This is a genomic window from Endozoicomonas sp. GU-1 (assembly GCF_027366395.1).
In the GTDB taxonomy this organism is placed as follows: Bacteria; Pseudomonadota; Gammaproteobacteria; order Pseudomonadales; family Endozoicomonadaceae; genus Endozoicomonas.
In genome coordinates this window covers 1292754-1313749 of the sequence record NZ_CP114771.1, presented here as the reverse complement: position 1 = coordinate 1313749, position 20996 = coordinate 1292754, and the positions used below count along the sequence as shown (strand labels likewise).

17 protein-coding genes and 3 tRNA genes are annotated in these 20996 nt (G+C 47.0%); 12 read left to right on the top strand and 8 right to left on the bottom strand.

Going from position 1 to position 20996, the window contains the following annotated elements; all coding sequences use genetic code 11:
- Positions 1 to 124: 124 nt before the first annotated feature.
- The gene (locus tag O3276_RS05375; protein WP_269674716.1) at positions 125 to 1720 is read right to left on the bottom strand and encodes an ankyrin repeat domain-containing protein; all 1596 of its coding nucleotides are present in this window, start codon (positions 1718 to 1720) and stop codon (positions 125 to 127) included.
- Positions 1721 to 1946: 226 nt separating this feature from the next.
- Positions 1947 to 2564, bottom strand: coding sequence for a TetR family transcriptional regulator (locus O3276_RS05370; RefSeq protein WP_269674715.1), 618 nt, complete (start codon positions 2562 to 2564; stop codon positions 1947 to 1949).
- 146 nt (positions 2565 to 2710) lie between these two features.
- Between O3276_RS05370 and O3276_RS05365 the strand changes: the two genes are divergently transcribed.
- Positions 2711 to 4114: an MATE family efflux transporter gene (locus tag O3276_RS05365; protein ID WP_269674714.1), complete on the top strand. Its 1404-nt coding sequence runs from the start codon at positions 2711 to 2713 to the stop codon at positions 4112 to 4114.
- Positions 4115 to 4252: 138 nt separating this feature from the next.
- A complete protein-coding gene (locus O3276_RS05360; protein ID WP_269674713.1) occupies positions 4253 to 5239 on the top strand; it encodes a J domain-containing protein in 987 nt (328 codons plus the stop codon).
- On the opposite strand, the gene O3276_RS05355 is transcribed toward O3276_RS05360, so the two are convergent.
- Positions 5230 to 6456, bottom strand: coding sequence for a hypothetical protein (locus O3276_RS05355; protein WP_269674712.1), 1227 nt, complete (start codon positions 6454 to 6456; stop codon positions 5230 to 5232). The two genes, O3276_RS05360 and O3276_RS05355, sit on opposite strands and share 10 nt — an antisense overlap.
- A 243-nt stretch (positions 6457 to 6699) precedes the next feature.
- Between O3276_RS05355 and O3276_RS05350 the strand changes: the two genes are divergently transcribed.
- From O3276_RS05350 to O3276_RS05340, 3 genes are all read left to right on the top strand, one after another.
- Positions 6700 to 6776, top strand: a tRNA-Arg gene (locus O3276_RS05350).
- Between the two features lie 63 nt (positions 6777 to 6839).
- Positions 6840 to 6916, top strand: a tRNA-Arg gene (locus O3276_RS05345).
- A gap of 9 nt (positions 6917 to 6925) precedes the next feature.
- Positions 6926 to 7018, top strand: a tRNA-Ser gene (locus tag O3276_RS05340).
- Positions 7019 to 7106: 88 nt separating this feature from the next.
- On the opposite strand, the gene O3276_RS05335 is transcribed toward O3276_RS05340, so the two are convergent.
- The 3 genes from O3276_RS05335 to O3276_RS05325 form a co-directional block, all read right to left on the bottom strand.
- Positions 7107 to 8324, bottom strand: a complete 1218-nt coding sequence (locus O3276_RS05335; protein ID WP_269674711.1) for a hypothetical protein — start codon at positions 8322 to 8324, stop codon at positions 7107 to 7109.
- Between the two features lie 321 nt (positions 8325 to 8645).
- A complete protein-coding gene (locus O3276_RS05330; RefSeq protein WP_269674710.1) occupies positions 8646 to 10607 on the bottom strand; it encodes a serine/threonine-protein kinase in 1962 nt (653 codons plus the stop codon).
- A 35-nt stretch (positions 10608 to 10642) separates the two neighbouring features.
- Complete coding sequence (locus tag O3276_RS05325; protein ID WP_269674709.1) at positions 10643 to 11749, bottom strand: serine/threonine-protein kinase; 1107 nt, start codon at positions 11747 to 11749, stop codon at positions 10643 to 10645.
- A 106-nt stretch (positions 11750 to 11855) separates the two neighbouring features.
- On the opposite strand from O3276_RS05325, the gene O3276_RS05320 reads away from it, so the two are divergent.
- Entirely contained in the window at positions 11856 to 12326 is a 471-nt protein-coding gene (locus O3276_RS05320; protein WP_269674708.1) for a SycD/LcrH family type III secretion system chaperone, read from the top strand.
- Positions 12327 to 12348: 22 nt separating this feature from the next.
- Entirely contained in the window at positions 12349 to 13599 is a 1251-nt protein-coding gene (locus tag O3276_RS05315) for a hypothetical protein (RefSeq protein ID WP_269674707.1), read from the top strand.
- Positions 13600 to 13606: 7 nt separating this feature from the next.
- Here the strand turns inward: O3276_RS05315 and O3276_RS05310 are convergent, their stop codons facing one another.
- Complete coding sequence (locus O3276_RS05310; RefSeq protein ID WP_269674706.1) at positions 13607 to 13846, bottom strand: hypothetical protein; 240 nt, start codon at positions 13844 to 13846, stop codon at positions 13607 to 13609.
- 31 nt (positions 13847 to 13877) lie between these two features.
- Here O3276_RS05310 and O3276_RS05305 point away from each other — a divergent pair, with 31 nt between their 5' ends.
- From O3276_RS05305 to aroC, 4 genes are all read left to right on the top strand, one after another.
- A complete protein-coding gene (locus tag O3276_RS05305; protein ID WP_269674705.1) occupies positions 13878 to 14201 on the top strand; it encodes a hypothetical protein in 324 nt (107 codons plus the stop codon).
- Between the two features lie 457 nt (positions 14202 to 14658).
- Complete coding sequence (locus tag O3276_RS05300; protein ID WP_269674704.1) at positions 14659 to 15375, top strand: SIMPL domain-containing protein; 717 nt, start codon at positions 14659 to 14661, stop codon at positions 15373 to 15375.
- A gap of 137 nt (positions 15376 to 15512) precedes the next feature.
- The gene (gene prmB / locus O3276_RS05295) at positions 15513 to 16460 is read left to right on the top strand and encodes a 50S ribosomal protein L3 N(5)-glutamine methyltransferase (protein ID WP_269674703.1); all 948 of its coding nucleotides are present in this window, start codon (positions 15513 to 15515) and stop codon (positions 16458 to 16460) included.
- A 55-nt stretch (positions 16461 to 16515) separates the two neighbouring features.
- Positions 16516 to 17598 (top strand): chorismate synthase, encoded by a 1083-nt coding sequence (gene aroC / locus O3276_RS05290; protein ID WP_269674702.1) that lies wholly within the window; start codon positions 16516 to 16518, stop codon positions 17596 to 17598.
- An 80-nt stretch (positions 17599 to 17678) separates the two neighbouring features.
- Here the strand turns inward: aroC and O3276_RS05285 are convergent, their stop codons facing one another.
- Positions 17679 to 19085, bottom strand: a complete 1407-nt coding sequence (locus O3276_RS05285; protein WP_269674701.1) for a hypothetical protein — start codon at positions 19083 to 19085, stop codon at positions 17679 to 17681.
- A gap of 263 nt (positions 19086 to 19348) precedes the next feature.
- On the opposite strand from O3276_RS05285, the gene O3276_RS05280 reads away from it, so the two are divergent.
- Positions 19349 to 20962: an ankyrin repeat domain-containing protein gene (locus O3276_RS05280; protein WP_269674700.1), complete on the top strand. Its 1614-nt coding sequence runs from the start codon at positions 19349 to 19351 to the stop codon at positions 20960 to 20962.
- Positions 20963 to 20996: the final 34 nt, after the last annotated feature.

The following is a 20996-nucleotide window of genomic DNA, read 5'->3' as shown; positions in this document are numbered from 1 at the left end:
AGTAGATTTAATACAGCCGCTTATTGGTAAACGTAGTTGTAACGCTGCATGGATGCAGGAGCAGTTACCAGGGGTGCCTGAGCAAGGGTGCAGGAATCACCGCCCTGCCATTCCTGGCAGGGCTTCAGGGGAAAATTTTTTCATTCAGAAGTTCATTTTTCAACAAATAAGGCAAATCGAAAGAAGACATTGTTTGTTTATCAAACACCTCAATCAGCCTCCTCCTGCACAGAACTTTTAGACTGAGAGGTGTTTCCAGAAAGCTGCCGCCAAATTTTTCAGTGACTTTCTGGATAACATCCGGTGCCAGGCTTCTTTGAGGACAGCCGCCGTGGTAGAGCAGTTCAAAAGCAATTTCACAAAACCCGTGTTTGTTGGCCCAAAACAGGGGGGTACCTTTTTTACAGTCACGGCTATGAACATCTGCTTTATGATGCAACAAAAACCGCACCACCCGGTAATGTCCTGCTGCGGCCGCCTGGGTCAGGGGCGTATACTCCCCAACTTTATTGCCGTGAATATCGGCACCCGATTGCAACAGCAGTTTAACTAATTTAATGTGCCCGGATCGGGCCGCAAGAGCCAGCGGAGGGAGGTTCCAGATATCAAAGGCATAGCCATCAGGATTAGCGCCCGCTTGCAACAGAAGTTTCACTACCTCAAAATCCGACCTGTCGACGGCCACTGACAGTGGTGAAAATATGCAGTGTTTAAAGCGGCTTACGTCATCTGCATGATGCTGCAACAGTAATCTCACGATCTCGATGCAGGCTTTTTCAACGGCCAGGTTCAGCAGACCTAACCGGTTCGAATCTTTCCACTGCGCGCCATGTTCCAACAACAGCTTGACAAGCTCAATATGCCCATTCCTGACCGCTTCACTCAGAGGATTCCACTGGTAATAGCTATTATTTTCACAGCTGTTAATGTTGGCTCCATGACTCAGCAGTAGCCGGGCACTCTCAGTATGTCCCCTGGCCGCAGCCTTCCACAGAGGTGTCCTGAATCCGGAAGCTTGGCTATTAGCGTCGGCTCCCCTGCTCAGTAGCAGGCTTATCGCCCCAACCCGCCCGTACTTTGCCGCCTGAGTCAGAGGCGTTGCCTCTCCGCGGGCACGGTTGTGAATATCTGCGCCATGTTCCAGCAACAGGCTTATCGCTTTCACCTGTCCCCACCTGGCAGCCTGGGTCACGGGAGTCCGTAAGCCGATGGTATTGCCGTTAACGTTTGCCCGGTAATCCAGCAACAGCTGCATTACTTTGATGTTACCCCGGCCGGCAGCCATAGCCAGTGGGGGTAGGCCCTTGGCATCGCAGTGGTCAACAGGTGCCCCGGACTCCAACAGCAACCTCGCTATGTCAGGTAACCCGTATATGGCAGCCCGGCTCAATGGAGTAAGCTCCTGGCTGGTGGGGAACTGGCAGGCAGGTCGCTTGAGCAATTTTTCGTCGCTGCCATCAACCTCTGTACCATTTTGCAGTGGCCACGCCACCATCCTGATATCCCCGGACTCAACGGCACAATTCAGTGGGAGTCTGCTGGCAGCGTTGGCAGAGTATGCACTCACACAACGGTTGTCGTCGGTAACAGCAAGACCCTCGGTCCTGACTCCCAACTGCACTGCCACAGACCGTTTGCGACCATTGGGCGGTGGTAATCCATTGCCATCGGATGTTGTCTGATCGCCGGGGCCAAAGCTTGGGGAATCTGTTTTGCACAAGCCGATAAAGCAGTGTCGACTAATGCCTTTGACGCCGGTGAGTTTTCAGCAGCACCGGTTGGTAGCAAGCCAGGATAACCCCTGGCATTAAGTGGTTGCATGATAATTACCATCAGTCCGAATATGTTTCAGGGTCCTTAGAGCAATCACCCTGAAAAAGGTTCCGGCCCTTACACGCCGGGCGACAGTGTGACTATTAAAAAACAACACGATGACGGATGTTGATTTATAAGCGGGCTCGCTGGGTTTTTCCGGAATCTTTTATGCCCAGTGTCAGCCGGATATCGTTGATCACCAACTCATCGATGGCCGTAAGATTGAGGCTGCTATCACCAAGGTAGGAATAATTGGACAGTGTGAAGCTGGTGGCCATTAACTTCCAGGCGCATTGCCGACTATCCAGGGCTGGATCAAACAATCCTTGTTGTTGGCCGAGGGTAATCACACCTTCAATCAGGTCTGTCAGGCTGATCATGGACTCACAATAGACCGTTTTCAGCTGTTCATTGCGCCACATTTCATCGGCAGCACTGAGCCACACCCGGTTTTCAAACTCACGGTCCGGGAAGTTTGATGGCAGTAACATCTGCTGCAGGGCTTCGTAGGGTGGTAATCCCTTAATGGCCTCCAGGTCGGAGTCAACGGATGATGATATGGCATAACGGATTACTTCGGTTTTCAACTCATCCAGCGACGAAAAGTGATGGTGAATGGTTCCCGTAGCGGCACCCATTTCGGCGGCAACCTTGCGGGCAGTTATGCCGGCAAAGCCACAGGACACCACCAGGGAGAGGGTGGCCTCCAGAATAGCTTTGCGTTTTTCATCCTTTGGCAGGTAACTCATAGACTGCATTTGTCCGATATAACTACTGGTTGACATAGCATAAAAAAGAATTGAACATGCGTCCAATTTGAACAAGTGTTCATATTGATCAACCAAAGGAACCAAAGCATTGCGGGTTAATCTAATGCCGCAATAAGGAAACGCCTATGTCAGTTCACACTACTGATGAAACGATGACTTCCGGTTGCACCACGGTGGATTTTTTCCGTTTTGTGGTGCCATCCATACTGGGTCTGGTAGCGCTGTCTTCAGCGGGTATTGTTGATGGTATCTTTGTCTGGAATTACGTGGGGGCAACAGCCCTGGCCGCGGTTAACCTGGTGGTACCACTGTATTCGGTGTTCTTTGGCCTGTGTGTCATGATGCTGGTAGGTGGTGCGGTGGTTGCCGGTAAAGCCCTGGGGGGGGGGGGAGATACACGCAGGGCGTCCAATATTTTTACCAAATCCCTGACGGTGATTGTTATCTTTGCCCTCACAGTGTCCAGCCTGGCACACTTTTTCGCTGGGGATATCGCGGCTTTTGTGGGAGCCGACGAGGAAGCACTGCCTTTGACCACGGAATATATCCGTATAATCTCGCCTTTTATGTTGTTCATGGGGCTGGCTTATACCTTATCGTATTTTGCCCGGGTTGATGATGCGCCAAATTATGCCCTGGCCGGGCTGGTGCTTACCGCCTTTACGAACATTGTACTGGATGCGTTGTTTATCAAAATGTGGGGCTGGGGTGTCAGTGGCGCAGCATTTGCCAGTGGTATCGCTTATACGCTGGGTACTGCGTTTCTGATGGTACGTTTCTTTGGCAGGCAGGCCCGCATTCGGTTGATTAAACCCTATGGTTCCTGGTCTGAGTTGTTCCGGGCTGCTTACAATGGCTTTTCCGAGTTTATAAATGAGATGTCCGGTGGACTGCTCATGTTCGTTATTAACTGGATTCTGATTATTGAAGCAGGCACTACCGGCGTTGCCGCCTTTACCATTGTCAATTATATCCTGTGGCTCAGCATCATGGTGGCATACGGCACTGCTGAAGCCCTGGGGCCTCTTGTCAGCGTTAACTTCGGTGCCAGAAAGCCAGAGCGTATTGTCAGCTTTGTGAGACTGGCTGTTGGTCTTGCCATTATGGTGGGTATTACCTTTGCGATGGCTCTGCTGATTTATCCTGAGGAGCTGGCCAGTGTCTTTATTCAGAGTGACGAAGTGGCCACGCTGGCGCTGACCATGTCGATCATTGCCGTCATCTGGCCGGCATTTCTGTTTAACGGTATCAACATTACCCTGTCCGGCTATTTTACCGGTATGCATGCGGCTACCCAGTCGGCCCTGATTGCTATCAGTCGCTCTCTGGTATTGCCATTGGTGCTGATCATTCTATTCTGGAAAACTCTGGGGCTTGAAGGTGCCTTTCTTGCCCTGCCGGTAGCCGAACTGCTGACGTTTGCCCTCAGTGTCACGCTGTTTTACCGGGCAACACCTGAAATGATGATGGGTAAAGATGTGGCAACAGCGAATAATAAAGTGGGCAACTCAGGAGTCTGTCGTACTTAATGCTGGCGTTGTGTTTTGTTTCCGGAACCCACTGTGGTCCTTGCCTGTGGGCAGCCTTCCGAAAGGCTGCCTGAATTAAAACTGCCAACCGTTGCTCCGATAACCTGACTAAATATCACTGGGAAAAGGAAACAATTGATGGATGGCATGAATGGCATTGGCGGGCTACATAGTGTTTACCATCTGGAAGGTAAACCCCAGGGTCAGGAGACGGCATCCGGGAAAAAGTTCGGACGAAAAGTCAGTAAAGCGGATCCGGTTCCTAAAAGGGATCTTCTTCCCAAACAATACCGTAACAAAAAAATAGCTGGCTACGTGATAAATGGCGTGGTTTTCCAGCCAGTCAACAAGAGTGGCGTGATTAACCCGCCAGCCAGTACAGCGATTCTTCGGCTGCAGTGGTTTAACTGGGCTACCCACCAATTTCAGGGCAAAGGTTATGCCCCCTCTGTTGCCAGGGTGATGGCAGAACGGGTGTTAAACCAGTGCGGCTATGATTATCGCTCGGTGGAAATCATGGTTAACACCACGCCATTGACCCCACAGTCTGCCTTTCGAGAACTGCAGCGGCAAAATTATCAATGGGCAATGGGGCAATTCACCGCCAAAGGCTACCGCCCGGACCGGTCCCATGAAGCCATTGTTAATGCGCTGAACATCGCTGGCTCAGACCTGAACCGGTTTCAGCAGTGGGTTTCTGATGCTCCTCATGCCCAAAGTGATAAAAATGCCAACACACTGCGCCCCTGGATGATTGAACAAATTGAGAAAAAAGGCTTTTCCCCGGAGGAAGCTCGGGCAGTAGTGGATAACCTGATCAGAGAGTCCGATGGCAACGTAGATTATCTGCGCCAGTCGGTCGGGAAAATTCACCCAAAAGGTGCCCCGCGCAAACTCTCTGCCGAGCAGATGGTCCAAAAGAATCGACAGTCACTTAATGCATTGGGGTTGTCGGAAGGTGCCAGCCTGAATGATGTAAAAAAAGCCTACCGGAAGCTGGCACTAAGGTTTCATCCTGATAAAAACCCTGGAAACGTTGATGAGAGTAACAAGACTTTTCAAATAATTACTGAGGCAAACAGGCACCTGATCGAAGATTCAGATTTGTTCAAAGGTCAAAGCTGATAGCGCACTGGTGGGGGAATTAATCCAGCAGAGCATCCATTTGAGTTGATCCCCCACAATCTGAACGCTGTCTCGTCGCGTTTCAGGAAGGCGATGTGAAGATCACCCATCATCTTATCCCGATTGTATTTTAGCTCGTTTGCTTTGTGCATCGCCTCTTCCCACTCAAGCTGGTCCAGACGGGCACCCAGATCAAACAGGTCGTTAGCATAGTCAATAACGCAATCGTAAAGGGTGTCAGAGCAGGAACTGTTTCTCCCCAGGACTTCCTTCAGGGCTTTGGGCAGTTCTTCTGGTGTCAGGGAGCCATTTCTGTTTTTCAGGGAGCGAAAGAGCTTGCTGCCTTCATCACTGTTGAGCGTCAGGGTGATTCTCATAATAATGGACTTTTGTTCCATGTCCAGATCATTGCAAGCGGCATCAAGCAGCCGATGGGAGGATGGGGCGGAAGCTATTCCCTGCAAGAGCGTGATATATCCCATACTGACTTCATCTTCAGAATTGAATATTGGTTGCATGATCCCGGACAACTGTTCACTGGGAATGGTCTCTGCGATCTGAACCAGTAATTTGATATGGTCTTCCTGAATCAGACGACGATGGTTGCTTGGATCGCCGTCATCACTTTCAATTGATTGCAGTAAAACGATCAGAGCCTGATGCAGTTCTTCCGGCGAGAGGCTGACACCCATTTGCCATAAGGCGGTGGCATGTCTGGGCATAACCGGGTACATACCCATTGGCTTTGTAAGTGAATAGGGCAAAATCTGCAGGGCAATATGCTTCATGCATTGGTAACAAGACGCCTCATAGTCAGTAATCCCTAGAGCTTCTTTCAAGGCCCGGGACCGCTCTTCAAGAGGCAAAATGGCACCTTTATCCATCAGGTCCCGAATTACTGTGGCCGCCATGTGATCGTCTATGCTCAGGGCGACTCTCAGGTCATGGCATTGGTTTTCCCGGAGTTTGGAAATTTCATTGGCCAGGGTAGCAGGAGAAAGATTTCGTGAATCAACGGCTTTCTTGCATACCGGGCATTGTGCGGGATCTTCTGGAATCGTTCCATGCTCAGGCCTTCTTTGCACCAGATTGACTTTTCTGCCCTGAAAACAAGACTCCTGACAGGATGGACAAATGCTCACATCCCTTAAATTAGGGTGCTTGAGAGGCACTGAGGAAGGAAGTGATATACCGGGCGTGGAAGCTAAATTGTCCATAATTGGGTTTCTCAAGACCAGATTGTGTATTTGGTGGAGAAATCGTTTTTTTCATTCCAACGTATTCATCTGATGTTTTTGAATAAAAAAAACAAGGCAGTACGGAGGCAGCTTGATACCCTGACTCTTATGACAACGATTACATTACAAAGTTCAGGAAACAGTGAGATATGAACAGATCCGTAAAAACCGTATTTGACTCAACCCAATGAAATCTCTATAGTTTGCCTCCGTTGACGCAGGGCGCTCGTAGCTCAGCTGGATAGAGTACCTGGCTACGAACCAGGCGGTCGGAGGTTCGAATCCTCCCGAGCGCGCCAAGTCAACAAAAGTGATTGACGGATTGAATTGATTCAAATATCTTTCACGTCGCTTCAAACAACGCGCTCGTAGCTCAGCTGGATAGAGTACCTGGCTACGAACCAGGCGGTCGGAGGTTCGAATCCTCCCGAGCGCGCCATATTAAAACGGTGAGGTGGCCGAGAGGCTGAAGGCGCTCCCCTGCTAAGGGAGTATACGGTTTGTAGCCGTATCGAGGGTTCGAATCCCTCCCTCACCGCCATTTATCTTTTCTAGCGTTTTGCCAAGAAATCTAAAACTATCGAATCAGATAGATAGTACGTATTAAGTTCGGTTAGTTCAGATCATCCCTAGAATATAATACACTCCTTTGCGCGGAATCTTGCATAATATTCACCTTGTGTATCGTGTTGATCAGATTGTGTATCGTGTTGATCAGATTGTGGATTGTTTCTTCTTTGCTTCCGTTGCTCATAAATGTTTTCTTGATTTGGATTTAATCCAGTCCTTGCTTCGGCAAGTCTAATATCTTCTCTTGTACAAATACGCTCCTTTGAGTGGTATCTTGTTAGAGGTGCATTTTGTGTAACGTGTTGATGAGATTGTGAATTGTCTCTTATTTGCTTCCATTGCTGATAAATGTCGCCTTGATTTTGAATTGGTCTGAACATTGCGTTGGAAATTCCAATATCTTGTTCTGTACAAAGACTTGTTATTAAATCTAAATCCTCATGGATAACGAACATTTCGATGAATTGCTCAAGTTTAATAGCTGCTTTCGTTCCTTTAAATTCACCATGCAAAAATTGTTCAACATTTGATTTGTTTTGTTCTGTATCGTACCAGTTTAAGACTGTGTCAACTTGTGCAAAAAGACGTGATCCATAACCCAGATGAGCCATACCATTATATAATATGTTATCAAGCTGGACGGCAAAACACTTAAAAACTTCTGCGCCCATCAGTTCTTTTAGCTGACTATAAGCTGCCAATTGCTGTTCTTTAATTAATTCAGCAGATTGAATTTCAGTCCGTTTTTGTAAAGAGTTCTCGTAATTTAGTTGGCGTGCAATTAAGTAAGCATCATGAATGGCTGTTTTTCCACTGTATTGAATTCGAGGCATTCCAGTATTGTCAATTACTAATCCTTCAATAAGGTCGCTGCATGGTGTTTTCTCTGGCATTATTTTCCAGCCATCCGGGAGAGAAATATCAGCCGAAATTTTTGACTTCATTTCTCTGATAATATCCATGACGATAGCTTCTGATTTAGCATCAAAACTGGTTGTTTCTGATTCAGCACCTAAAGATGGATATGATGCAGATGGTAGCAAAGAAGCTGAAACGTTTGGTTCAGGATCGTGAGTAACCTTAGGATCAATAACAGTAATTGTCTCATGCTCGGCTAGAGTTTTTTGTGTGTTTTTACCTGATCTTTCAGGTGAGCTGTAATTAATGTATTTATTTGTTGGGCTGTTATTATCTGAGCGCTTATTATCTGAGCTCTCTCCAGCCATTGAATAATTAGAAGGCTCAGCTAGTTTGGTTAGGGAGTTTACTGGCTGCATAATATAATCTCATAAATTTTCAGTTAATTTACAGGATGACCAGTCTTTTTCCGACTCGAAGATAATAATCCTTGTAGATCAAGGGTGATGTTACTCAGATTATTATTAAGAAGTGGTAAACCGGCAACTTCGTTTGATTATCAAGTCAGCAATAAGTTCAATTTTAAGGAACGCTGGGGCTTTCTGTCTGGGTCGATCTCATTATCAACAAATATGCTTTTGGCATTCCGGTCAACAGACAACTTAAGTCAGGAGAGACTTTATCGATGCCTGTCGTGGCGACTCGGATCTGGATAAATGGAGCACTAGAGTTGCTTCTTGTCAGGAATGGTAAGACGCAAAGTAAGGGTGCTCAAGCGCTTCAGTGGGGGACAGGCGCTTCTTGGGATCTGGCTCTGTCAGCGCCCTGAAAAAATCCGCAGCCTGTTCGCCTTCCACTTCCAGAAGTTTCTGGTAAGCATCCTCTCTTGCTTCTGTTAGCTGGGCTAAAGCCTCTTTATAAGACGTCTTATGTTCCCACATATCTTGAGTAACAGGCATTACAGGATCACCACCTAAACACATTTCAGCAAAAGTACATCCCAGGGCCCAGGAGTCTGCTCTGACATTAGGTTTTTTGGTCAAGTTATACAGTTTTTCCGGTGATATATAATCTGGTGTTCCGCTGAGAACTGGAGTGGCCCTGTCCATTTTTGCTGAAAACCCGAAGTCGCATATCTTCACCAGACCTTTTCCATTGATCAGAATATTTTCAGGTTTAATATCATGATGTTGATAGCCGGCTTTAAATAGCGTGTTAATACCCATGGTTGCCTGAAAAAAAGTGCTTTTCAGTTCTTCACCTCTAAAAAGACCATCCTGTTCTAATGAGTCCAGTAAATCATGACCGCCATATTCCATAAGAATGTATTTTTGATCGGATTTGCCACGACTCAGGGAAACAAGGTTGACAATATTCTCTGTGCTCTCACCGGTTGCTGCTATTGCCCGCTGAATTCTTACCATTTTTGCACACTCATCTCTGCGCGCAGTCTCATCACCAACAATTTTAAGGGCGAATTGTTGATTGGTACGTTTGTGTTTTACGAGAGCAACAGAGCCAAAACCTCCTTTGCCTAATGTCTTGAGCTTTTTTAACTCTTTTTTGGGTATGATCGCACAGTTGTACTCAGGATCGATTGGGGCACCCTGAAAAGTGATAGGTTCAGCTGGTTGAAGATCAAGAAGCACATTGGACTGCCCATCTTTTTGCACAAGAGGCGTTTCAGTGCTCTCTGTTATCGAACTTTTACTGACTTTGTTGTTCAGGTTGCTTGTATTGTCAGGGGTTATCTTGCGTTGATTTTCTAATTCCGTTATTGCTTTTTCTGTACTGCCTTGAATTTTCTGACAGTGTTTTTCTGGATTTACGGAAATTGTCTTAAGAAATGGTTCTACTGTTTCTTCTCTTAAATTCTGAATATTTTTTGATAATTGTTCACTCTCTTTCAGATTGTTCCGGGCAAGGCATAACTTTTTGATTTCACTTACATCGCTTGAGAATGTATTAACCATCATCTCACATATTTCTTTTTCAAGCCTGACAGCCAGGTTTTTCTCAATATGCTCAGCGGCATTAAACAGGTTTTTGATGGCATGGCACTTTTTTATAGCCATATTAAAGTCTTTTTCCGGGTCTCCATCGTAGGGGATGCTTTTAAGATGGTTCGGCATGGCCTTCACCAGAACTGCCATCTGATCATGTATTTTCTGATTGAGTGAATCGATCACGTTGGCTGATAGCTTATTGCCTGCCTTAAGCCGGTTGACTTCTTTTTTTAATGCAATAAGGCTTGCACCCGATTTGCAACGATGGATTTCATGGGAGAGATAGACTTCAGTATCTGATTCGATCAGCTTCCTGAACTGATTCTTGTCAAAAAAAGTACACTCTTCTGGTATTTCATCGGGAAGTTTTAAAATACTGTCAACGTGGTTTGATCTGTTTTTACCTTCCTGATCTTCTTGAACTTCTTCCATTAATACTTCGATACGTCTGTTGGTTATGCCTTTTTCAAATTTATACATCTTGGCTTTCGGGACGGATTTTTTTTCGTCAATAAACGTTTTATTAAAGTGATTTTCAATACGCCGTCCCCATTTAGAGACCAGTTTTCCATCGCTATTCAGTATCTTGGTGCTTTTATTTTCTTCGATCCCCGAATAATTGGCTGCTTTTGGTTCAGCCAGATTGATTTGTTCAGGGTTTATATTTAAGGGCGAGGTTACGTTGAAACGTTCCATGTTATGATCCGATGCTATGTATCTTTCTGAATATATCAAGAATAGCAAGCAGCAAAGTAAGGGTGCTTCAGCGCCTGGGTGGTGGACAGCCGGTCACCAGGATGCAGCTTCGTTAATGCCCTGAATAACTCAGCTGCCTGCCTGCCTTCCCGTTGCAGAAGCTGCTGGTATGCCTCTTCTCGCATCGTTTTCAGATGAGCTATTGTCTCACCAGGGAACTTGTGACTTTCCCATATAGTGCGAGTACCGATCATGACAGGGTAACCTAAGCGCAGTTCAGCAAATGTACACCCCAGGGACCAGGAATCAGCTCTGTCAATGGGGCCGCCGTGCAAATCATACAGTTTTTCCGGAGGCATATACTCTGGTGTTCCTCTGCCAATTTGAGTTCCCCTGCCCATTTTTTCGGCCAGGCCGAAATCGCAGATCTTCACAACACCTTTTCTACTAATCAGGATATTTGCAGGTTTAATGTCATGATGCTGGTAACCGGCTCTAAACAGGGTGTTAACGCCCTTAACAGCCTGGAAAAAAGTTCTTTTAAGCTCGTTCCCCCTGAAACGGCCATACTTTTTTGATGAGCCCAGTAAATCCCGCCCCCCATACTCCATAAGAACATATTTTCTATCTGACCTTCCTCGACTCAGGGAAATAAGGTTGACAATATTCTCTGTGCTACCATGGATTTTTGCTATTGCCCGTTGAATTCTTATCAACTGTGCACACTCTTGCCTGCGATCAGTATCGTTACCCACCATTTTCAGGGCAAGGTATTGATGGGTATATCTGTGTATCACAAGTACCACTGAGCCATAAGTCCCTTTGCCTAACTTCCTGACCTTAAGTAAATCTTTTTTAGGCACGATCGGGTAGTTGTACTCTTTATCGATAGTGGCCCCCTGAAAGGTAACAGGTGCTGCTTGCTGCAGATAAAGGGCTGTATTGGAGTTAGCGTTTCGCTGCAAAAGATGCCTCTGAGTTTTCCCATTGACGGCCCTGGCGGTGTTTGCGTTCACATAACGTTGTCCTGTCTCTGGAGTTACAGGGTGCCTGCCAAGGCAACCTTTGACAGGCTCAGGTTGTTTGGGTGGCTGATGCTGGAAATGATGCTGTCCCATTCCATCTGCAATTCTTTGAGGCATTGTGTCCCCCGGGCTCAAGAGTCCGATAAAAACCTTCGAGCTGGTTTGTAAAGGTACTATACCTATATAGAACAACTCGTCTTTCTAATCAGCAGGGAAGCAGCAAATGACTGATTCAGTGTTCAGCGCGCCTGATGTCCAGGCAATGGCCATTGTGGGGGACTATATGGCCAGGGGAGGGAGTCTTGCTGAAGCCAGTAATATCAGTGAGGAGGCGCAGGAAGCCATCTATGAACTGGCGTATCTGAAATATAATAATGGTTTGTACGAGAAGTCTGCCCGCCTGTTTCAATTTCTCTGTCTCTATGATCAGTGGAATCCCCGCTTTTTCACTGGCCTTGGTGCCTGCCAGCAAATGATGAGCCTTTATGGTGAGGCCATTGATACCTATCTGTACGCCATTTCTCTTGATGCCAATGACCCGCATCCGATGATTTATGTGGGCGATTGTTATGTCGCCCTGGAGCAGTATCCAAAAGCGAGGCTTGCTTATCGGGCGTCGGTTTTAATGGCCCATGAATCCGGCACCCCCAGTCCTGAGGTAAGCCGGGTAGAAAAAATGATTAACGAGTTTTGATGACACTGCAAGGAGTGAGGGTATGAGTGAGGTATCCGGGGATATACAGCCCAGCCGACTGGAACCTGTGCCGCCAGAGTTTCTGGCCGGGCAGCCTGCAAAAGAGAAGGTTGATAAGGTGGCTTCCGGTTACCATCAGTCGAACTCTGTCTCACAGGGTCAGGCAGCCAGGACTGAAGATTTCCCTGTTGCATCTGTGATTCCGGTTCCTGCCCTGCAACCGGCTCTTCCTGGTGCAATGGTGGCTTCCTCTGAAGAAATTAAGGGGCTCCTGTCAACAGCCCTGGTGATCAGAGACTCTCTGGGGCAAAAGTCTACAGGAGCAGCTGCCGAGCCTTTACCGGGTGGCCTGTCAGCGTCTTTGTCAGAAGCGGCATCTGGACAGCCACCTCAGGAGCGATCAACCGTTGATAACCAGGCAGCAGGGACTCAACGCTCAACCGTCAACGTGCCTGCATCCACCCCATTACAGGATATGGTGACAAAGGTGCAGTCGGCACTGCCAGAAGCCACGGATACGGATGAAGTATTGGGCGTCTACGAAAGTAATGTCAGACAGCTGACAGAGACCATTCAGCAAGCTTTGGCAGCAGGATCATCAGCCCCTCTTCAGGTATTAAGCGTTGTTGCTGCTGATGTGTTCCCATCGGATGCAAATAGCGGCTCACTGGTGCTGCAAAGGGTGATTGATAATATTGTGTCGATCAATCGCAACAGTGGGGAGTCATCTGTCCATAGTGGCAAGGGTATTCAGCAGAACAGTGCAGATCTCTATGGAATGCCGGAACATGTGCGGTTAAGTCTATTATCCCAGAGGTTGGGCATTGATCTGCAGCCATTAATCAGAACCCGTGAAGAGTTCCTGGAGAGTATTCTGGTCGCCCAGAGGGGCATACTGCTGGCTATTGAAGCTATGTCTAATGCAGAATTTTTCGAGCTCTTGAAAGAGCGATTACGGGAAGAACAGATCAAAGAGGACCTGGTCAAAGAAGGCCAGCATAAAGAAGTGGTGGACAAACTGAAGCAGGCCATTGCAGCACTGAAAGCCGGTGAACCGACAGTGGCAGCTGAAGTACTGAACTCGGCAAGCCTGATCACCACGGCAATTGAACAGATTGTTGATCGCTATACATCCGATGAAACACCCGGGAGTCTCAGGCAGCATTTGCAAGAGCACCTCACCCGGGTTCTGGATAGTGTCACCCAACAAGGCTCATACCAGGATATGATGAATAAGCGGGTGGAACTGCTGCAATCCGCCAAAAAAGTCTGATAGCAATTTATTTTAATTTTTCCAAAATTCCTTTGCATATTGGCTCAATCATCGAAAATATTTGTGCGGACTCATGACCTGTATTTTCATAATGTAACTTGATAAGAAGTTTTGCGTAAATTGTGTTGAATTCACCTCTGCTTGGAATCCCTTCAACTCTGGTAATAGAAGATAGCTCTGGATAATCTGACAGCATGTAGCTAAGCCGGTCAAGTAATTGCACTTGAGAAAGCACGTCAATCGGCATATTACTGACTCTGAACGTTGTTCCTTCAGACATGCTTGATGACGACAGTGAGCTGAAGCTACTCACGGAGCTGCTTGAGGTTGTGGTTAAAGATGAGTCACTATCTGTGCTGCTTACGGTTGTGGTTGAAGAGGAGGCACTATCTGAACTGCTTTCTGTGATTGTTGAGGAAGAATCACTCTCTGAACTGCTTCCGCTGACAGTTGATGAGGAATCACTGTCTGAACTGATTCCGGTTATTGTTAAAGATGAGTCACTCTCTGAGCTGATTCCTGACGTTGTTGAGCTGACTGAGCTGATTCCGGATATTGAAGCAATTGTGCGCTCAACAAGGCCTGTTGTTGGTAAATGCTGATCATCACTGTCAGGTATTTCTTTTTTAATCGCTTTCTTTGCGGGCTCATCATCAGGAGTTCGTGGGGATGATGGTGTATCTCTTATACTTCCTATCTTGAGCATATTCTTTTCCTTTTCTTATTTAACGACATAAGTACTTGAGGCGGCGCATAAGTAGTTAACGGGTAGAAACGCAGAATCTCCATGCGCCGATGCGTTACTGTCCACCGACAAGAGCGTGTTAAACGACATGTTATATGCTTTCTTCACGTTTAATCACCAGAATTCTAGCGTGTCCTGTGAGATGGGCAATGTTCTTCGTGACAATAAAAGCAGCGAATATCCCTTGAGGTTTGTCTCATGTGATAGCCCGAAGTAAGAAATATTCGGATTTAGCGTAAAATCTGATAATTTACCGGGTGAACCCAAAGATGGGTTTCGTTATTTTTTCAACAAAATGATCAGGTGTAAGCAATATGAGTACCGGTAGAGTCAGTGCCTTGATACTGGGCATGTCTGTTTTTCTGGGGCTTTCCTGTCTGGGGTATTTGTTGGCGAATGCTGCCATTGAGTACAAGCAGTATGAAAGAAGTGTCACAGTCAAAGGGTTATCAGAGAGGGAGTATCAGGCAGACGTCGTGATCTGGCCTATTCAGTTTTCAGCGGCCGATAATGATTTGAAAGCTCTCTATGGCACGATTGAGAACAATATTGACAGCATCAGGGAGTTCCTGGAAAAGAGTGGTATCGCGGCTGAAGACATTAGTCTTATGTCGTCTGATATTACCGATAAATCGGCTAATAACTATGGCAGCAGCAGTCGCCCGGAGTTTCGTTATACCGCCCTGCAAACCATTACTATCTATTCCAGTCATATTGAAGCGGTGCGCTCGGTGATGGGCAATCTGTCGGACCTTGGCCGGGAGGGCATTGTGTTTACCGGTGGTCATTACGGTTCACAGCCGGAGTACCTGTTTACCCGCCTGAATGATGTTAAGCCGGAAATGATTGAGGAAGCGACCCGTAAGGCCCGGGAAGTGGCGGAAAAGTTTGCCTCGGATTCACAAAGCGAGCTGGGCAAAATCAAGAGAGCTTCCCAGGGGCAGTTTTCCATCAGTGATCGTGACCGTAATAACCCTCATATCAAGAAAGTCCGGGTGGTTGCGACAATCGAGTATTATCTCTCCGATTAAGTATCACGGCAGGTCATCTGCGTTAAACAGCCGTTACCCCTGGGCAGGGAATATGCTATTTTAAGCCGCCTATATAAGGCAGTAAGGGTTCGGCTCAGCGTGAAAATTCCGGGCGTTTCGAATCCGAAGGAGCAAATGTGACAGGTTCCAATGAGTCCTGCGAAGGGCTGGTGTCTATTCGAGACTTTGTACGCTGGGGAGCAACCCGCTTTAATGAGGCGGGGCTGTTCTTTGGTCATGGCAGTGATAATGCGCTGGATGAGTCCCTGCATCTGGTGTTCCAGGTATTGCAACTGCCATGGGATCTTCCAGACCAATATCTTGACAGTCGTTTAACCCATCGTGAACGTGAAAAACTGGCCAACCTGATTGAAGAACGGGCGGTCAGTCGTAAACCCCTGGCCTACCTGGTCAATCAGGCGTGGTTCTGTGATATGCCATTTTATGTGGATGAGCGGGTGCTGGTTCCCCGTTCTCCCATTGCCGAGCTGATTCTCCAGCAGTTCCAGCCGTGGCTGGGGGATGTAGAGATCAGCCGTGTGCTTGATCTGTGCTCCGGTTCCGGGTGTATTGGCATTGGTGCAGCCCATGCTTTTCCTGAATCCCAGGTGGATCTGCTGGATATTTCTGAAGATGCCCTGGAAGTGGCCAACATCAATATTGATCGCCACGAACTCTGGGGCAGGGTGCAGGCCATTAAGTCGGATCTGTTTGATTTTCTGGATGCTTTGCCAGAGCGTCCCAGGTATCAACTGATTCTGAGTAATCCACCCTATGTGGATGCTGAAGATATGTCGGATATGCCGGAAGAGTTCACCCACGAACCCGAGCTGGGTCTGGCCGCCGGAGACGACGGGCTTGATTTCGCCCGTACCATTCTGGCGCAGGCAGCTGATTACCTGGATGACCAGGGGCTGCTGGTGCTGGAAGTTGGCAACAGTCAGTGGGCTTTACAGGATGAGTATCCGGAAGTACCGTTTGTCTGGCCTGATTTCGAAAAAGGCGGTCATGGTGTTCTGGTGCTGTCTGCTGAAGATTGCAGAAAATATCAGTCTTTGTTCAAAAATCGGTTAAAAGCCCTGTAAGGGGCTTTTAGCCATTTTGGGAATTTTCTGAAAATAACAATGAGATCGCTCAAGTATGGCAGGAAATAGTATAGGACAATTGTTCAAGGTAACTACCTTTGGTGAATCCCACGGTCTGGCACTGGGCTGTATTGTTGACGGTTGCCCCCCGGGGTTGCCCTTAACAGAAGCGGATCTTCAGGTTGACCTGGATCGTCGTAAGCCCGGTACCTCCAAATTCACCACCCAGCGTCGTGAGCCGGATCAGGTCAGAATCCTCTCCGGCGTTTTTGAAGGGGTGACTACCGGTACCCCCATCGGCCTGTTAATTGAAAACCAGGACCAACGCTCCAGGGATTACTCCAATATCAAGGATCTGTTCAGACCCGGTCATGCGGATTACACCTATGCCCATAAATACGGTGTCCGGGATTATCGCGGTGGTGGCCGTTCATCCGCCAGGGAAACGGCCATGCGAGTGGCGGCTGGCGCTATTGCACGCAAGTTCCTGCTGTCCAGGGGGATTGAAGTGTTTGGCTGGCTGTCCCGGATCGGCGATATTCAGGTCGAGAAGCTGGACTGGGATGAAGTGAGAAACAACCCGTTCTTCTCGCCAGATGCGGACAAAGTCCCGGAAATGGAAGCGTTGATTACCAGCCTTCGTGCCGAAGGTAACTCCGTGGGCGCTCGTGTTTCCGTGATGGCGACCGGTGTTCCGCCAGGGCTTGGTGAACCGGTTTTTGACCGCCTTGATGCGGATCTGGCCCATTCACTGATGAGCATTAATGCGGTCAAAGGCGTTGAAATAGGTGACGGGTTTGCCAGTGTCAGCCAGAAAGGTACAGAACACCGGGATGAGATTACCCCGGATGGCTTCCTTTCCAACCATGCGGGTGGCACCCTGGGCGGTATCAGTACCGGGCAGGACGTGGTTGCTCATATTGCCCTGAAGCCAACATCCAGTATTACCACCTCAGGAAAGTCGATTAATAGTCAGGGCGAGCCGGTGGAGGTCGTCACCAAGGGGCGCCATGATCCCTGCGTAGGTATTCGTGCAGTACCCATTGCTGAAGCGATGATGGCGATTACCCTGATGGATCATTTTCTGCGGCACCGGGCACAGAATGCCGATGTCGTTAGTCCGATACCGGTTGTGTAAAGCACCAAAAAGGCCAGTAACCGAACTGGACACTGGCCTGAATGTTCATGCTGAGTCTTTACACGGACAGGACTTTCAGATCATCGGCGAGCCAATTTGATAGCTCTCTCAAGCTTAATAAATTTCAATACTTCTTTGAAAGCACTCTGGCTCTGGTTTGCTTGCCACTGTGTTAGAGTTTTTTCGACAGTTTCCAAACCATCAAAATCACCACGATCAAGGATTGCTTTGATATCATCCTGCCATTGCTCACCTTCTATATAACCAGGAGTGTTGAATTTTTCTAACAGTTTGCTGGCCCCATTTTCCATATCCACGGGCATGACAGATGGTGCTGTGGCTTGTTTTGGTTTGATTAAGTTTTGTGCAACTTGTCGGTTCGTGGCGCGAGCTTTCTTGATTTCTTCCATACGAACTTTGTAAGCCTTTTTTGCGTTGTCAATATTTTTCTCTTTTCGATCCTTGAACAGATTCTTGTTCGCCTTGTACTTATCCAGACTGGAATTAACATGAACCGCTTTCTGACCCCCTTTTTCAATATTCTGGTGATAACTCTGCTTAAGTTCTGCAATTCTATTTTTATAATCTGCTTCTTGCTTCGCTATGTCAGTTTCCATTGCCTTTTTGGCATTTGCCATTTCCTGTTGATATTCTTTGCTCGCTGCCGCGCCCAGTTCCCTGCTTATCTTACCGTAAGCAGAGGAAATCTGTTCTTCCAGCTTGCGGAGAGCCTCTTTTGTTTCAGTCAACTTGTCCTTATTATCACAGTGCTTGTTAAAACAATCCTGTGTTTCGGAGTTCTGGAATTGCTCTTTAATATTATTGACTTGTGATTTTATCTGGCCCTGACTGCTTGAGTGTATTTTTATGTTTTCAGAACCGCTATTGGTTGGGATTTTCAGATTTTTTACTTTCTCTAGGTCTTTATCATTAAAATTGCCTTTATTAAATAATTTCAAAGCATCTGAATATGAACTTTCAAACTCTTTGACCTTATTCTCAAGTGCCTCAACTTCTTTCTTACTTTCTTTTACTTTAGAAACCAGTTCATTGTATGCCTTTGCGGAATTTACTGAGTCTGATTTTCCATCTTGACCTGGTATTTTACTGACTCTCTGCTGTTGAAAATAATTTACCCTTCCCCAATTGGTTTGTTGGATTTTTCGGCTAAACAACTTTGTAATTACTTTCTTTGGTTTAGATAGATAATCAGTGTCATTAGCCCTGCTCAGACCTGGCTCTTTCGTACCTTTAAAGGTTGTCACTAACTTACCCAGAAAGGATTTTTTAACGGGAGTGGCACCGTTGATAGAAGCATCGGATGGCGGTATGAACATTTTGTAGTGTCGAACCAGCAACTCTCGAGCTATCCATAGTATTTCTCCAGCATTCCTTTGGACTTGATAAGTACTAACTGTAGTCAATAAAACCAACGCTTTGTGATTTGATGCCGGGATAGGGCGAAAATGATCAATATAATGACGCAATCAATGGTTTTGGTAATGAAAACACAAAATGGTCAACCAACACGTCAAAGAGAGAATGTAAGAATCTGCACAGCAATAAGATGCCGCACGGTTCATTTTATTCGTTTAATACAGGCATGCTGCTTACCTGCTTAATTAGAAAAGAAATATTGAACGGGAACTTTTGCGTCATTTAATGGACAAACACAATACCATTTGGTCGATTGTCCAGTATTTTACGTACTGTCGTTCAAACTTCACTAATGCAACATGAGTTAAAAGTTATGCATGGCTTAGAATTAAACGTCTCTCTGCAGGGCGTGATGACACCCGCTGATTCAGTAGTCTTTAAAGCGGATAATCCGGAAATTGAAAAATGCAATTTCTGTTTTGGCAATCTGGGTAATCAGCGTACTGTTGTTATGTTTCCCTGTACCCATAGCTACCATAAGATGTGCATTGAAGAATTTCTGGAAGTCCCAAAGAATACCACTTGCCCGGGATGCAATCATAGCGTTACCCATTGTTTATCACCTGATGAGACGCCGCTCCTGGTGGCAGCTGCAAAAGGTCGGCCTGATGCGATCAGTGGCCTGCTTGCCCTCGGGGTAAATGTCAATGACAGCACCGAAGATGGGCTAACTCCCCTCCATAGCGCTGCCATCAAAGGTGATGTAGCGACTTTAGAGCAACTTGTCCGCCATGGTGCTAACGTCAACGCCCTCACAAGAGGTATGACTCCACTCCATTTTGCGGCGCAATTCGGGCATCTCGATACCATCTGGTTCTTGCTTGAAAATGGTGCAAATATCAATTACCAGGCAAATGTGATGGAAACGCCCAGTCAAATCCAAGACAGGCGGGATTGGAACGTTTTATTGGCTTCGGTGGAAAAGTGGCAGGGCCTCCCTTTGGGATCCACTCTCGAATACCATGGAAGCGATGCGCAAATAACAAGCTACGGGAAAACTCCCCTGCACTGTGCCATTGAAGCCGGGCAGGAACAGGCTGTTAACGATCTGGTCGTTGCCGGTGCCGACATCGAAGTACTCATTGGTGAAGGCAAGACACTGCTCAGCTGGGCAAAAAGTGAGGGGAAACTGACGAAATCCATAATTTGTTCTTTAGCCAATGCAACTTGTGATACTGAGGCCCCCTGCGAAGGGGCACGTGCAGAGCTACTTAGTGCATTGATTGAAATCAATGACTGGGCTTTATTCGACAAATTGTCGGCCAATACCGGGGGGGTTGCTCTTCATAAACTTCAATGCCTGGGGTCCAGTCAGCTCGTCTTTTTCCGGTCGGTTGAATGCGGTCAGACAGATATTATCAAAGCCATGATTACCAGAGGCGCTGACGTTAACGGCCTTAACGATCGTGGTATGACTCCACTTTACCGTGCAGTCTGCGAATGCCAGCCTGAAAGCGTTGCAACGCTGATTGCAGCAAATGCTGATGTCAATGCCACTATGGGAGAATATAGGTGGACCGCCCTCCATCTTGCGGTTAAAAAAGGTGAGTCATCCATTGTTCAGCTCTTGATTGACGGAAACGCTAATGTCAATGCCTGTGTCTCAGACGGGGAGATCCCGTTCCCCCCCGATAAAGCGTTTGACAGATATAAAACAAATTCAACAAACGGGGGTACCCCTCTTCACATTGCAGTTGAAAATTGTCAGCCAGAGATTGTTGAACGCCTGATTGCTGCAAATGCTGATGTTAATGCCCTCAATACTGCAGTACATACCCCTCTTAAAGTTGCAAAAGTGCTTCTCGACAGGGCAATTTATCGTGTGGATCACCTGAATGACTTAGCCGCTATCGATAAGATTGAACCTTACCAAGCTATCATTCAATTCCTGCACAGTGTAAACGCTGGTTCTGGTGTTGAATATTGAGTTTGTTTAGTAGTGCTATCACTGTTCCGGGGCA

What these genes read in the sequence shown, in the direction of transcription:
- O3276_RS05370 (WP_269674715.1), bottom strand. Translation starts at nt 2,564, where the DNA reads ATGAGTTACCTGCCAAAGGATGAAAAACGCAAAGCTATTCTGGAGGCC.
- O3276_RS05365 (WP_269674714.1), top strand. Translation starts at nt 2,711, where the DNA reads ATGTCAGTTCACACTACTGATGAAACGATGACTTCCGGTTGCACCACG.
- O3276_RS05360 (WP_269674713.1), top strand. Translation starts at nt 4,253, where the DNA reads ATGGATGGCATGAATGGCATTGGCGGGCTACATAGTGTTTACCATCTG.
- O3276_RS05355 (WP_269674712.1), bottom strand. Translation starts at nt 6,456, where the DNA reads ATGGACAATTTAGCTTCCACGCCCGGTATATCACTTCCTTCCTCAGTG.
- O3276_RS05335 (WP_269674711.1), bottom strand. Translation starts at nt 8,324, where the DNA reads ATGCAGCCAGTAAACTCCCTAACCAAACTAGCTGAGCCTTCTAATTAT.
- O3276_RS05330 (WP_269674710.1), bottom strand. Translation starts at nt 10,607, where the DNA reads ATGGAACGTTTCAACGTAACCTCGCCCTTAAATATAAACCCTGAACAA.
- O3276_RS05325 (WP_269674709.1), bottom strand. Translation starts at nt 11,749, where the DNA reads ATGCCTCAAAGAATTGCAGATGGAATGGGACAGCATCATTTCCAGCAT.
- O3276_RS05320 (WP_269674708.1), top strand. Translation starts at nt 11,856, where the DNA reads ATGACTGATTCAGTGTTCAGCGCGCCTGATGTCCAGGCAATGGCCATT.
- O3276_RS05315 (WP_269674707.1), top strand. Translation starts at nt 12,349, where the DNA reads ATGAGTGAGGTATCCGGGGATATACAGCCCAGCCGACTGGAACCTGTG.
- O3276_RS05310 (WP_269674706.1), bottom strand. Translation starts at nt 13,846, where the DNA reads ATGCCGATTGACGTGCTTTCTCAAGTGCAATTACTTGACCGGCTTAGC.
- O3276_RS05305 (WP_269674705.1), top strand. Translation starts at nt 13,878, where the DNA reads ATGCTTGATGACGACAGTGAGCTGAAGCTACTCACGGAGCTGCTTGAG.
- O3276_RS05300 (WP_269674704.1), top strand. Translation starts at nt 14,659, where the DNA reads ATGAGTACCGGTAGAGTCAGTGCCTTGATACTGGGCATGTCTGTTTTT.
- aroC (WP_269674702.1), top strand. Translation starts at nt 16,516, where the DNA reads ATGGCAGGAAATAGTATAGGACAATTGTTCAAGGTAACTACCTTTGGT.
- O3276_RS05280 (WP_269674700.1), top strand. Translation starts at nt 19,349, where the DNA reads ATGCATGGCTTAGAATTAAACGTCTCTCTGCAGGGCGTGATGACACCC.